The following is a 13,191-nucleotide window of genomic DNA, read 5'->3' as shown; positions in this document are numbered from 1 at the left end:
CACGGCGACAACCACCATCAACGTTACCCCAGTCAACGACCCCCCAGTCTTAGACCTCGATGGCAGTACCGCAGGCAACAACTACAGTGCCACCTTCACCGAAAAAGGTAGTGCCGTATCCGTTGCCAATAGCAACATCAGCGTTACCGATGTTGACAGCACCAACATCGCCTCGGCAACTATTACCTTAACCAATGCCCAAGCCAGCGATTTATTAGCAGCAGGGACTTTACCTACAGGTATTACCGCTACTGCCTACGACTCAGCAACAGGAGTCATAACTCTCTCGGGTTCTGCCACTCTAGCTGATTACCAGACGGCGATTAGAGCAATTACCTTTAACAACACCTCCAGTAATCCTGATACTAGCGATCGCATTTTGGAAGTGGTAGTTAACGATGGAGACAATGCCAGCAATACAGCTATCAGTACAATTCAAGTTTCCAATCGCATAGATGGAACTTCAGGTTCAAATGATTTGACAGGTCAATCTACTCCTGGCACTGATTTGATTGTTGGCTATGAAGGACAAGATACTCTTACTGGTGGTGCTGGTAGCGATCGCTTCTTTTATACCCAAACCAGCGATGGTATTGATATTATTACTGACTTTGATGCCACTAATGGAGACAAATTAGTCTTCAGCGACATTATCAACGGTGAATTAAGCGCAATTACTTTCTCTGCTAATGCCTTTGACGATGGCTATATCGAAGCTGTCGCCTTTGGTAATAGTGTCATGATCCAAGTTGATGTCGATCCTGCTGACAGCCTGGAAAACAAAAATGTAGTCTTACTAAAAAATAATGTAGATGGCATCAGCGTTAGTGATATCGATGCTAGTGATTTTGTTTTTTAGTTTTCTTAGGTGAGACCAATCTCACCATATTTGTGTCACACAATTTGTAACATTTTATTTATTACTATGACTTTATCTCGTTTCTCTCAATCTATTTCAACAGTTGTTACGGTTCTAGGCTTAATGACGCTCAGCAATCTGGTTTTGATTGATTCTGCTGCTGCTTTTAGCGTAACTTTTGATAATGGAGGTTTTGAAAATACGACGGGTGCCTCTCCTGATGGTTGGACAACCACTGGCGATGTCACGACAAATACGGGAATTGATAGCATCAATCCAATTAGTGGTTCTAACCAAGCAGTTATTACTAACTCGTATACTACTAATACTGGCGATCGCAATGATGATAGTAACTTCAGTTTCAATCAATCAGGAACTAATCCCGTTGATGCGGATACTATTCCTACGAATAATACGGGAGATGATCTGCAAACTTCTTTAGGTTTAGAAACAGATGCCCTGAGTATCGGCAGAAGTGATGGACTGGCTGCTCCTCGTACTTCTAAAGAAGGTTCTGGGATGTATCAAGATTTTACTGTTAGTATTTCGCAAGCAGATATAGACAATAATAATACTAATGGGTTCGCTATTAGCTTTGATGCAGCTTATTTAACCAATGATGGTAAGAGTGACGATCTTGGCAATCAAGATTTTGCTTTTTTTAGTATTCATAACGTTAACGACTCTCCTGAAGATGTTAATGTTTTGTTCGATAGTGATGGTGTGATTAATCTTCCACAAGGGAGTAATAATTTCAACAATGCTGAATCTTACCAGACATTCACTGAAACTGTTAATAATTTGACCACACCAGGAAATTATACTTATAGAGCCGCCTTTGGTGTGGCAGACGTGGATAGTTACGATCGCTCTTCAGCTTTAATGTTGGATAGTTTTGCGGTGGAACAAGTCCCCTTTGAATTTTCTCCCACTTTAGGCTTATTAATTGTAGGCGGAGTTTTTGCTGGCGGTCGCCTTCGTCGTCATCTTAAAAATAAACCTAAAACGGGCAATGGTGAGTCCAAGAATCCCTCTATTCTATGATGGGAGCGTCAAGCAGCTTGTTTGACTATTAAAGTTGAAGGAGGGAGGGTGTCTATTACTTCCCGTCGTTCTGGTTTTCAGTAATTCCAAGATCTTTAGGCAGGTATCATGACAACCAACAGTGGCTAATAGCTTATTTTCTGTGTAAATTCCCCATCTTTGATTTGGTAGCTGCTTAATTAAATAGCTCATATTAAGTCTTAATGTCATAAGATTTATTTACATTAAGATCCGTGAGTCAGATTTTTAAACCGTAATTCTACGGAATTATGTCTCATAGTGAAATTACTTCCGTAGAATTACACAGATTTAGCTAAATAGTGTTATTAATTGCGCTGTTAAACGCGATCACTTTAAGCAATAAAATTCGATAAATTCATCTATTTTGAGCGATAATTTATCGACCTATTGGTGTGTAATAAAAAATATTAAGGTAACAAAAGATTAAAATTATTAATGACAATGGCTAATGAGTTTGTTACTGATTTGAGAGCATGATAAATTGTTGAATAACTAAACAATTTATCAAACGTAAGTTGGTTGTTGTTTGGCAAATTTGTGCAACTATAGTTATTAGTAATCGGCAGAAGTTAGATAGGTTAAAGCTTTGAGCGATTAGAAAAATATTAAAATTAATCTAACTCAAGCAAGCAATTTTTTCTCTTATTGACTAAGTATCTTTACTCGATTGACAAGTCAAGAATTTTGTACTGCATCGGCATTGGCGATCGGTTTTTATCCTAATTTTCACTTCACCCGCAGAAGAAAAGCTAAAGCCACGACGAGCAAATTTTAGACGACAAAGGAAGAAAAAACCATCAAAAGCTAATAGAGTAAAGCATTCACCGCTTTAAACAAAATTGGGCTTTATTTCTTGGTTTTGAGGCGCTGACTAATATTGTTTAGCTGTGCTTGACTACTAACAGGAGAGCGAGGTGCTGGTAGCTCAGTGTTAGGCCAGTTGTCTAGATCACTACAGGCACAATCTAAAGGTTGAGTCCCTACTTCAACTATAGGTACAGGCATAGCACATCTGGCACATTGATCGATAGTCCAGGCAGAAGAGAGCAATTCTTGAATAGTAGCTTCGCCGCCTACTAGGTAACAGTCTCGACCCTCGACGCTCATGACTTTCTGCCAGCAGTCTTCAAACTGGGATGTAAAGCGATCGCCTTGAATAACTTTTTCTGGCAGTAGTTCTGCTTTACCATTATTCCAGACTAGCTTTTTCCCTAACTGAAACCAGTAAGCGACATAGGTTTTGACTTGTGTTTCTGATGCCATATTCTGTAGCCTCTACTTTCTACTTAATTAAATACTGATAAAAAAATCTGTAGTTATAGCACTCGAAGCAAAGGTTAAGACACGTCACTCAAAAGCTAATGGCTAATGGCTAATAGCTAATAGCTAATAGCTCGTTTTATAACTAACGTCTTAATCTATAGTTCACTTGCTATAAATAAGTTCATTGTTTAAATTTTACCGACCGCTAGAATTTGATACAAGCTGCATGGTTGCCTAATCTATACTTCTATTTACGATCATAAGCGCTAGTATCGATTGAGAGCGTAATTTGTTAGCTAGATTTCATATTTGCTTAAAGGTTCACCCAACAAACTCAGATTAAGTACGTGACCACTAGCTACAAGATAAGTTGTGTCGGCAATATTGCCAGCTTGTCGAGATAAATGTCCCAGACGATCGCGAAACAATCGTCCCAGAGGATAGGCAGGTACAACACCCCATCCTGTCTCTTCTGCGACTAAAATAGTTTTGGCTTTGGTATTTTGCAAGCTTGCTAAAAAGCGATCGCTAATTTGTTGCCACTCAATTCGCTCCGACTCCAGAAAATTTGCTACCCACGTGCCTAAAGAATCAATTAATAAACATTCGGTCGCCACAGCCTGTTCGATATATAATGACAGATCTTCGGCTGCTGTTACAGTGCGCCAATGTGATGGTCGTCTTTGCTGGTGTCTAATTATTCTGGCTTGCCATTCGCGATCGCGATCGTCCGTCTTCGCTGTGGCGATGTAAATAACCGATTTATGAGTCTTTGCTGCCAGAGTCTCGGCAAATTCACTTTTGCCCGAACTCGAAGGTCCTGTAATTAAAATAATTTTTTGGGTGTTGGACATCTAAAACTTAGCTAAATATATAAATATAGCTGGCTTACTAGACAAACTGAACAAATCAGTTGATGAATTTATCTTCTATCAAATTGCAATTTGGCTATGATTGATCTAGCTGATCTATATGAATATTGCCTTGATTAATTTTTCATTTCTAAAATTAATCATCCATAAATAACTAAGAAAAGAACCGAGATCAAATCACCGAATAACTTCTGATATTTACTAGCCTGGCAAAATTACTAAAAATAATTCTAGCTCTAGTAGTTCTTCACTAACATTTTTGAATGGTAAAAGTCAAGATTTCTTATCAGTTATTTTAGCAAAATTCTTATTTACTATAAATTGCAACATAGATTTAAAGACAAATTAAGCAACCAAGTATTTTCCAACAAAATTACCGATTTGTGGCCTCAGACTAACTAATTTAAACTAAAATCTAGAATATTATTAAAAAAAAACTAATTATCAAAAAAAATTGTGACAACAGTGTGAATAAACGGTATATTTTTTATAATGTCAATTAAGACCAAATAATAATATGTTTAATTTGGCATATAACGAGTGAATAGAAATTTGAATTAACTATGAGCGAAACTGCTACAGCCCCATTAACAGGAAAAGCATTACTTCAAAAAGTAAAAGAGCTGTCTCATTTACCAAGACGCGAAACTGCAAAAAAATGTGGCTATTATACAGCCACCAAAGATAAGCAAACGCGCGTAAACCTAACTGATTTTTACGATGCAGTGCTTGCTGCTAAGGGAGTTCCTTTAGATCCAGAAGGAGCAAAAGACGGTCGTGGACGAGAACCTACTTATCGAGTAAGCGTTCATAAAAACGGTCAAATTGTTATCGGTTCTACTTATACTCAAGCTATGGGTTTAAAAGAAGGCGACAAATTTGAAATAAAGCTGGGCTATAAGCACATTCACCTCAAACAAATTGATGGTGAAGAAAATGGCGCATCATAAAATTAATTGTTAATAAACAAATTTTTTGATTTCAACTTGCTTTTTTCAGCCAAGACAATTTACTGCTACCTAAATTACTCAAGATGTTAAACGCATCATGGTTTAAAGTATTTACCTTTTTCGGAGTATGGGCTGCTATCTGGTTGCCGATTGCCTTGTTGGTATCTCGATTTATCGACTGGCAACCAAGTAAAATCATGACACCTCGGCAAAAGCTAGTTTTGTTAGCATCTCTTTATATTCTTATTCCTATTGTAATAGGATGGAAAATGAAAGCAGAATCCTGGTCTTTTGTCGCTCTTGGTTTAAGCCCATTATCCAAGACCACTGGGTACATATTGTTAGGATTAACCCTTAGTCTTGTCGGTTTAATTATTGTCTTTGGTTTAGAAACTGCCTTTAATTTTATTAGCTGGCATCAGCAAAATATTGCTCGACTGATTCCTTTATTTTTTCCCATATTAGGTTTGAGTTTACTGATTAGCTTAGTTGAAGAAATAGTATTTCGTGGTTATGTGTTTAGCACTTTATTGATCGACCACTCATATTGGATAGCTGCCACAATATCTAGTACAATTTTTGCTCTTGTGCATTTAATTTGGGAAAGAAAGCAGACTTTACCTCAGATTCCAGGTTTATGGCTGATGGGTATGGTGTTGGTAGGTGCTAGAGTGCTGGCAGATGGCAGCATATATTTGGCTTTAGGGCTTCATGCAGGATGGATTTGGGGTTTAACCTGTATTGACTCGGCAGAATTAGTAACCTATGACTATCAAAGTCATTGGCTTACAGGAATAAACCAGCAACCGTTAGCAGGGATTGCTGGCATATTTTGCTTGGCTATCACTGGGTTAGCTATTTGGCTGGCAGCCGATAGTTGGCTGTTTTTGTGAGTTGGAAATCCTCAGATGTATACTAGTGTTGCGTCGTTTTAATTTGAGGGATTATAAATATCCACAGATGAACGCACCTAATAGCAGATGATTTATTTGCTTGTCAACTACTTCTAGATTTTTGATTGTGCTTGAAGCTTGAAAATTCATTTTAATTGAAAGTGTAAGGGTATAACTGAAATAACTTCAATGATTTAATTTAAAAATCACTGACTCATAATACTCCTTACTTGCTACTTCCAACTTCAAAACATGGGCAGATATATCTTACCCGAATTGAGTCCAACAGTATCTTCTAAGCTTGAGCTGACGATCATTACACCAAGCAAAGCGATCGCATCTTACTTAAAAGTTCCTCACTGTAGCTTAGAGAACTTGAGTCAAAATATTGTCCGTCGTCGGGGGATAGGGATTGCTTCTACTTTGTTGAGTCGGCGTTTATTACAAAATGCGGTGCGGGAAATAGTTGATACTAAAGATATTGAAGGGACAGCCAGAGCTTTTTTAGCGACGATTAAAGATTTATTACGCAGTGGCATCGATCTAACTAAATTACAGACAAGTCTAGATCCGAGAATTCAACAGTTGGGTAATTTAGCTACTGCCCATCGCAACCAGTTGAGACAGGTTAAACGCATTGATGCTGCGGAATTATATTGGCAGGGTGCGCAGCAGATTGTTTACCAAAAAGCTTATATATTCTATGGTTATTTCACTCCAGGTAAAGATGAATTAGCGGTAATTAATGCGATCGCAGCACAAGATAGTATTTTAGTCTTACCTCTAGATAATTTATATCCTCAAAATCAACAGGCTTTTAAATGGTTGCAGTCTCAGGGTTGGGAATTAACTTCAAGTCAGCCAGAGGATACAGTAAGTATTAATCATCAGCTACAACAGTGTTTTAAACAGACATTACCATTGCCAGCAGGAGTAAATTTGCAGGTTTTTCCTAGTTTAGAAGAGGAAGTACGGGGAATTTTAACTCAGGTAAAAATTTTACAGGCTCAAGGAGTTCCTGCCCAGGATATTGTTTTAGTAACCAGAGAAGAAAAGCTATATGGTGAAATTTTAATTGATGTTGCTTGGGAATATAATTTGCCCGTGCAGGTATCTTATGAAATTTCTTTAGCCCAAACTCGTCTCGGTGCGTGGCTCAAACTGCTGCTAGAGGCGATCGCCGATAACTTTCCTTTTGAAACTACGGCTAAGTTACTTTCTCATCCTTTGGCAAAATATATGTCTGCCGAAATTTGGTCATCAGCCAGACAAACCCATCCTCAAGGTTTAACAGCTTGGCAGAAGCTAGGAGTAGATTTAAGCCTGCTTAATGTTTCAGGGAATTATCGTCGGGAGGTTTGGATTAATCGTTTGCTAGATATTTTGTCTACCTGGGATGTTTTAGAGAAAGCCAAATCTTGGGCGCGAGAAATAATGGCATACTACCGATTACAAGAAGGATTGAGAGAGTTAATTAAGCCTGAAGCACAACAACTTAGTAAACAGGCATTTATCAATGAAATAAATGAAATATTAGCGCTATTAACTATTCCTGTTCAACCAGGCAGAGGAGGAATTGAGCTATACTGTCCGACATCTTTACGTGGCACTAACTATCCCTATGTCTTTGTTCTAGGAACTGTGGCGGGAATTTTGCCAGCCGCGATCGCCGATGACTCAATTTTAGATTTTCATAACCGCAAACAGCTAGCGCAACAAGGCTTAAATATTCAAACCGCTGTCGATCTGGCTCAAAAGGAAACTTTCGATTTTTACTGTCTATTAAACATTCCCACAAACAGGATTACTTTCTCTTATCCCGAATTAATCGATCGCAACCCTGTCATACCAAGTCCTTATCTATCCCGTTTAGGTTTACAACCTATCGTTGCTAATTTACCCATAGCGAGTATTGAGCGTGCGCGTCAATTATATCTGCGTCAGCCTCATCTACTTCAATCTGAAACTAGTTCATCCCTGTTGATACCACAAATAACTAAAGCGTGGCAGGTAGAAGTTCATCGGGAAAGTGCGATCGCTCCCGATCAGTATGATGGCATCATTGGCATTAGCATCGATCCTCAAAGTAAGATTTTTAGTGCGTCTCAGCTAACTCAGCTTGGTCAATGTCCTTTCAAATGGTTTAGTGCGCGCTTACTCAGGCTCAAAGAATTAATTGAAGCCGAATCCAATCTCAGTGCTGCTGTTCGCGGGAATCTCTACCACCGTTGTTTAGAATTATCTTTGGCAGAAATCAAAACCGCCAACGACTTAGCCAAGTTTAACCAAGAACAACTAGCCCAAGCCTTTGCTACTGCCGAACAAGAACTAAAGCTAACTAATCTACCAGGGTGGGATGCTCAACGTCAAGAACATTTAAACTTACTTCGTCTTAACTTGACTACTGCTGAATTCTTCCCTCCAGACAGAGAAGTCATTGCCAGAGAAACTAGGTTTAGGATGCAATGGTATGGCTTACAGGTACGGGGACAGGTAGATCGCATCGATCGCACCCCCGCTGGTTTAAGTGTAATCGACTATAAGACTAGCGGAGCGACTCCCCCAGGGGTGAAAGATGCCACAGGCAAAGCCAATCTTGATATTCAACTAGCGATCTATCAGGATGCGATCGCCAAAAAATATCCGCAGGAAGCGATCAACGAGGCAGCCTATTATTCTATTACCAAGCAAAAAACTATTAGCCGTCCGAAAAAAGATCCTGCCGAATTAGCTGCTTTTGCCGAAAAGGTTAAATCTCATCTAGAACAAGGATACTATCCTGTTGCCCCTGATATAGATCGTAAAGCCTGTAATTACTGTGATTACGATTTGGTTTGTCGTCAGGGCGATCGCTTAAGCCGAAAGTCAAGAATTTGTTAGGCTGAAAGCTAAAAGCTAAAATAAATTAAAATTGGTAAATTTTCCCGCTCGACACCTTCTTTTCTGACACAATGTTTCATTGCAACGGTATTAATTAAGATTAAATCTATTTCTTTAAGATTACAAAATGTTTAAGTCTATTTTATTTCCTATCGAATTAACTAGAGAAGCTCGTCAAGCAATTCAGCTGACGGCGGATATGGTCAAAACCCATCAGAGTAAGCTGACTATTCTATCGGTAGTTGAAACCGACGAGCAAGGAGTAATGAGTTCAGAAGAACAGGTGGCTAAACTACTACAGGAAGCTAAGTCATTTTTTGCTAATCAAGGAATTTCGGCTGAGACTATAGAAAGAACAGGAGTACCCGCTTTTACGATCTGTGATGTTGCCGATGAAATTAATGCCGAGCTAATTATTATGGGCTGTCGAGGTTTAGGTTTAATTGATGAAGAAGCTGCTGCCGATAGCGCAACCAACCGCGTCATCAATCTCGCCTCTTGTCCTGTATTAGTAATTACTTAATACAAGAGAAAAAGTAACTAGATTATTTTGCCTGCGCAGCTCGATACTTGGCAGCTTTAGTTAATAGAGACTCCGCAAAGGCGATCGCATCTTCAGCAGATTAAATTAGTCATTATGTGACTTCATCCACTCCTTTACAAGTTTCACAGGATACTTATTCATCAGTACTTAATATTATTCGGAATCTCCAAAATCCTGATAATGAATGCTTAGCCCGCTTCTTAAAAATCGAGAGTCAATCTTTAACAGAACTTTTATTTGCACTCTTTCGAGTGCAAATACGGATTTAATCATCGTGACAAAGATTTGTTTGTTTCAATTATTGTCGAAATTACTTGTAAAGAGACCGTAATTTGAGATAGAATGACGGTTTTTTCAATAATTCTTCGGTTCTTATCCCGAACATCACGTTACTTTAAATGTTCAGTAAAAAATGCTTCCAACTTATCAAATGGAATTAACTCCACTTTGTCATATAAATCTACGTGACCTGCATTTGGAACAATAGACAATTCTTTGGGTTCGGCTGCACGTTTGTAGGCATCCTCACTAAACTCTCTTGAGTGAGCCTTATCACCCGTGATGAAAAGCATAGGACGAGGGGAAATCGTTTCTATGTCATTAAACGGATAAAAATTCATAAACTTAACGTTACTGCTTAGCGTCGGGTGCGTTGTGAGTTCTGGCGACCCTCCTTTAGGCGTGTATTCACCTCGCGGAGTGCGGTAGAAATCATAAAACTCACGCTGGATGGGATCTGTGTTTTCATCTAACTTATGTACAGTCCCGCTTGTGTATTTGGTTTCACCATCGGTAAACTCTACATAACGTTGCTCCGCAGCCTCCTGGTGGATTTTCTTTCTCTGCTCAAGGGTCAGTGAATGGTTAAGTGCATTTCGGTTGGCTGCTCCCATATCGTACATGCTGACAGTTGCGATAGCTTTCATCCGCGGGTCAATCTTAGCGGCACTGATAACAAAGCTTCCACTACCACAAACTCCAATGATTCCAATTCGGTTTCTCTCAACAAAGGGACGAGTGCCAAGAAAGTCAATTGCCGCACTGAAATCTTCAGAATAAATATCAGGTGCAACAGCGTTGCGTGGTTCACCCTCACTTTCACCCCAGAAAGACAAGTCAAGAGATAAAGTTACAAACCCTCGTTCAGCCATATTTGCAGCATACACGTTGGCACTTTGTTCTTTTACAGCCCCCATAGGGTGCCCGACAACGATCGCTGAATGTTTTTTACTTCGATCTAAATTCTTGGGAATAAATAGATGTCCCGCAACATTCATTTTGTATTGGTTTTTAAAAGTAACCTTATACATCGCAACGTTGTCGCTTACCTCAAAAGTTGTATATTCCTTTGGTGTTACTTGTTCCATTTCTGCCGTTTGTTTTGATTGTTCTTTTTGTTCTGTTTGTGTGTAAGCCTGTCCGCCAAGCGTCAGAGTCATCATTGCTAGAATTAATACGTGTTTTATTTTCATTTCACTTACTTCTTGCTCTGTATTTATTGCTGGTTTTCTAAATGCAAACATTGGCGGCGATGCTGCTAAAAGTTTTAGAAAGCTCTGCTAGTAAAAACGCTTTTCTTATACCGTTTGTCCGCCGTCAGCTACTAGCGCGTGACCTGTGACAAAGGATGAAGCATCCGAGCATAGCCAGATGACAGCATTGGCAATTTCTTCCGGTGTTCCCATTCTGCCAATAGGTTCCTGAGAAATAGCTCCTTTGCGCCCTTGTTCCGTTCCACCCGTGAATCGATCCATCATCGGCGTATCAATCATGCCCGGAGCCACGACATTTATTCTGATATTGTCTGTTGCATAATCTAAGGCTGCCGAGCGGGTCAGACCAATAACTCCATGCTTCACTGCTGTATAAGCTGCCTGTTTTTTAAATCCTTTGACTCCTGCGCCAGAAGATGTGTTGACGATAGCACCGCTGCCGCTTTTGAGAATCAGGGGAATTTGATACTTCATGCCAAGAAAAACACCTTTTAGGTTGATATTCATCTGGCGATCAAATTCTTCCTCGCTAATATCAGCCAATGCAATTTGCGGCTGTTCTACACCAGCATTGTTGAAAGCGTAATCCAGCCTGCCATACGTTTTGATGGTTTGGTCGAGGGCGGCTTTGACATCTTCCGCCTGCTGAACATCGCACTTGACGGAGATCGCTTCTTTACCTTCCTGTTTGATAAGATTTACAGCTTCTTGAATATCTTTCTCGAACAAACCAGCAACGCACACGCTGGCACCTTCTTTTGCAAATGCCAGAGCGGTAGCCAAGCCGATACCTGTTCCACCACCAGTGATAAAGGCAACCTTGTCTTTAAATAATTTATTTTCTTTCGTTTCCATAATCTTTAGATCCTCTAGTTTAATGACTGTTTTCCTTCCGGTTTATTTGCTTATAAGTTCAATATACGGGCGTGAAAACCGATAGCGTGAGGACGTTCATCGAAAAAAATCGGACAATTCTCCAAAAAATTGCCGTGCAACCTGTTGAACAGAAACAAAACATTTAATATAAATTTATGAACCAAAAAGAAGCAGAATTTGAACAGCGAAAGATGCAGATCAATCGGGAAGAGCTGATCGAAAGAATGATTCGTCTCGCTCCCGAAAATACTCTCTTGGAAGTGTTTCCGGGTATTTTCATATATCAATCGTTGAAACCGACCGAGTGCGTGCCTTCCGTCTTTAAGCCTGCCTTCTGTGTTATCGCCCAAGGCAGTAAAGATGTTTTTCTGAACGATGAATTATTTCACTATAATTCTGGTCATTACTTGATCTCGACGCTCGATTTGCCGATTAAGAGTAATGTCGTCGAAGCCTCTGAGGAAAAACCTTACTTGAATCTTCGGATAGATCTCGATCCGGCACTTGTGGCTGCGGTGATGATTGAATCCAGCATCGATAAAAAAAGCGATGCCAGAGTCAAGGCGATGGATGTCAGCCCAGTTGATGCCGATTTGCTCGATGCGGTCGTCAAATTGGTGAAACTATTTGACACGCCGGACGAAACGAAGTTTCTAGCGCCGCTCATCATCCGCGAGATCATCTACCGGCTTTTAAAAGGAAAACAGAGCGCGCGGCTCAGCCAGCTTATCACTACCGAAGGTGACGCGCAGCGCATCTCCAGAGTGGTCAAGCAAATACGCGAGAACATCGATCAACCAATGGAAATTGAAGATACAGCCCGCGAAATCGGCATGAGCGTATCAGGCTTTCACCAACATTTTAAGTCCGTCACAGCGATGAGTCCTTTGCAGTTCCAGAAACAAATACGGCTTCAGGAAGCACGCCGTCTGATGCTCGGCGAAAACATGGACGTGGCGAGCGCCAGCTTCCGCGTAGGCTACGATGACCCGTCTTATTTCAGCCGGGAATATAAAAAACTATTCGGTATTCCCCCGCATCGTGACATCGCTAGGCTACGCAGCAATTTAGGGTAATAAGAATTGGACAGGTTTATTGGTGCAAAGGACTAATACAAAGTTGCTCGCTTTTTGCTTCGTTTACTTCGTTGAGCGCGTTTTACCAATAGTCTCGCATTTTGTTTGCTCCGTTTTGAGTCTCGGGTTTGATTAGCTTCGTTGCGATCATCGGGTGTAGCGGCGGGGCAAAGTGATTCGTTGAACACGAAGACACGGGCTAACAATCCGCTGGCACACCGACCATTTCAAGTTTTTTCGTAGAGTTCGAGAGGTTGTTTGTGGCGGTTTAACTCAGGTGTTAAATACCTGGTGATGAGCAATGATCGCTTGAGCCTTTGTAGCGATTAATTCTTTTTTCCTGCTTGCTCCGTCCCTATGTCGGAGGTTTCCTCCGACGGGGCGGTGCGCTTTAACCTTTTTGAAGCAGTCTATTACGGA

Annotated in this window: 11 protein-coding genes; 7 read left to right on the top strand and 4 right to left on the bottom strand. The window is 40.3% G+C overall.

Features of this window, described 5'->3' with window-relative positions:
* Together V6C71_03680 and V6C71_03675 are read left to right on the top strand one after the other, a co-directional pair.
* Positions 1 to 859: hypothetical protein (locus tag V6C71_03680; GenBank protein HEY9767592.1), on the top strand; the 859-nt coding region annotated here is incomplete at its 5' end.
* 66 nt (positions 860 to 925) lie between these two features.
* A complete protein-coding gene (locus V6C71_03675) occupies positions 926 to 1,903 on the top strand; it encodes a hypothetical protein (protein HEY9767591.1) in 978 nt (325 codons plus the stop codon).
* An 867-nt stretch (positions 1,904 to 2,770) separates the two neighbouring features.
* Here the strand turns inward: V6C71_03675 and V6C71_03670 are convergent.
* Positions 2,771 to 3,187: a hypothetical protein gene (locus V6C71_03670; protein ID HEY9767590.1), complete on the bottom strand. Its 417-nt coding sequence runs from the start codon at positions 3,185 to 3,187 to the stop codon at positions 2,771 to 2,773.
* Positions 3,188 to 3,483: 296 nt separating this feature from the next.
* Positions 3,484 to 4,041 carry a bifunctional adenosylcobinamide kinase/adenosylcobinamide-phosphate guanylyltransferase gene (gene cobU, locus V6C71_03665; protein ID HEY9767589.1) on the bottom strand — a complete coding sequence of 186 codons (558 nt, stop codon included), beginning with the start codon at positions 4,039 to 4,041 and terminating at the stop codon, positions 3,484 to 3,486.
* 581 nt (positions 4,042 to 4,622) lie between these two features.
* On the opposite strand from cobU, the gene V6C71_03660 reads away from it, so the two are divergent.
* The 4 genes from V6C71_03660 (at position 4,623) to V6C71_03645 (ending at position 9,305) form a co-directional block, all read left to right on the top strand.
* Positions 4,623 to 5,009: an AbrB family transcriptional regulator gene (locus V6C71_03660; GenBank protein HEY9767588.1), complete on the top strand. Its 387-nt coding sequence runs from the start codon at positions 4,623 to 4,625 to the stop codon at positions 5,007 to 5,009.
* Positions 5,010 to 5,092: 83 nt separating this feature from the next.
* Positions 5,093 to 5,902, top strand: a complete 810-nt coding sequence (locus V6C71_03655) for a CPBP family intramembrane glutamic endopeptidase (GenBank protein ID HEY9767587.1) — start codon at positions 5,093 to 5,095, stop codon at positions 5,900 to 5,902.
* A 252-nt stretch (positions 5,903 to 6,154) separates the two neighbouring features.
* The gene (locus V6C71_03650; GenBank protein ID HEY9767586.1) at positions 6,155 to 8,782 is read left to right on the top strand and encodes a PD-(D/E)XK nuclease family protein; all 2,628 of its coding nucleotides are present in this window, start codon (positions 6,155 to 6,157) and stop codon (positions 8,780 to 8,782) included.
* A 127-nt stretch (positions 8,783 to 8,909) separates the two neighbouring features.
* A complete protein-coding gene (locus V6C71_03645) occupies positions 8,910 to 9,305 on the top strand; it encodes a universal stress protein (GenBank protein HEY9767585.1) in 396 nt (131 codons plus the stop codon).
* A gap of 410 nt (positions 9,306 to 9,715) precedes the next feature.
* Here V6C71_03645 and V6C71_03640 read toward each other — a convergent pair whose 3' ends face one another.
* Together V6C71_03640 and V6C71_03635 are read right to left on the bottom strand one after the other, a co-directional pair.
* Complete coding sequence (locus tag V6C71_03640) at positions 9,716 to 10,849, bottom strand: alpha/beta hydrolase (protein ID HEY9767584.1); 1,134 nt, start codon at positions 10,847 to 10,849, stop codon at positions 9,716 to 9,718.
* A gap of 54 nt (positions 10,850 to 10,903) precedes the next feature.
* The gene (locus tag V6C71_03635; protein ID HEY9767583.1) at positions 10,904 to 11,674 is read right to left on the bottom strand and encodes an SDR family oxidoreductase; all 771 of its coding nucleotides are present in this window, start codon (positions 11,672 to 11,674) and stop codon (positions 10,904 to 10,906) included.
* A gap of 176 nt (positions 11,675 to 11,850) precedes the next feature.
* On the opposite strand from V6C71_03635, the gene V6C71_03630 reads away from it, so the two are divergent.
* Positions 11,851 to 12,771 carry an AraC family transcriptional regulator gene (locus V6C71_03630; protein ID HEY9767582.1) on the top strand — a complete coding sequence of 307 codons (921 nt, stop codon included), beginning with the start codon at positions 11,851 to 11,853 and terminating at the stop codon, positions 12,769 to 12,771.
* Positions 12,772 to 13,191 lie beyond the last annotated feature (420 nt).

The sequence above is a fragment of the Coleofasciculaceae cyanobacterium genome (genome assembly GCA_036703275.1).
In the GTDB taxonomy this organism is placed as follows: domain Bacteria; phylum Cyanobacteriota; class Cyanobacteriia; order Cyanobacteriales; family Xenococcaceae; genus Waterburya.
Note: the sequence above shows the minus strand (reverse complement) of the source record. Positions and strands in the feature narration are given on the sequence as shown.

Bases quoted from the DNA above. Each gene is read 5' to 3' on its own strand.
- V6C71_03660 (HEY9767588.1), top strand. From the start codon at position 4,623: ATGAGCGAAACTGCTACAGCCCCATTAACAGGAAAAGCATTACTTCAA.
- V6C71_03655 (HEY9767587.1), top strand. From the start codon at position 5,093: ATGTTAAACGCATCATGGTTTAAAGTATTTACCTTTTTCGGAGTATGG.
- cobU (HEY9767589.1), bottom strand. From the start codon at position 4,041: ATGTCCAACACCCAAAAAATTATTTTAATTACAGGACCTTCGAGTTCG.
- V6C71_03635 (HEY9767583.1), bottom strand. From the start codon at position 11,674: ATGGAAACGAAAGAAAATAAATTATTTAAAGACAAGGTTGCCTTTATC.
- V6C71_03675 (HEY9767591.1), top strand. From the start codon at position 926: ATGACTTTATCTCGTTTCTCTCAATCTATTTCAACAGTTGTTACGGTT.
- V6C71_03650 (HEY9767586.1), top strand. From the start codon at position 6,155: ATGGGCAGATATATCTTACCCGAATTGAGTCCAACAGTATCTTCTAAG.
- V6C71_03630 (HEY9767582.1), top strand. From the start codon at position 11,851: ATGAACCAAAAAGAAGCAGAATTTGAACAGCGAAAGATGCAGATCAAT.
- V6C71_03645 (HEY9767585.1), top strand. From the start codon at position 8,910: ATGTTTAAGTCTATTTTATTTCCTATCGAATTAACTAGAGAAGCTCGT.
- V6C71_03640 (HEY9767584.1), bottom strand. From the start codon at position 10,849: ATGTTTGCATTTAGAAAACCAGCAATAAATACAGAGCAAGAAGTAAGT.
- V6C71_03670 (HEY9767590.1), bottom strand. From the start codon at position 3,187: ATGGCATCAGAAACACAAGTCAAAACCTATGTCGCTTACTGGTTTCAG.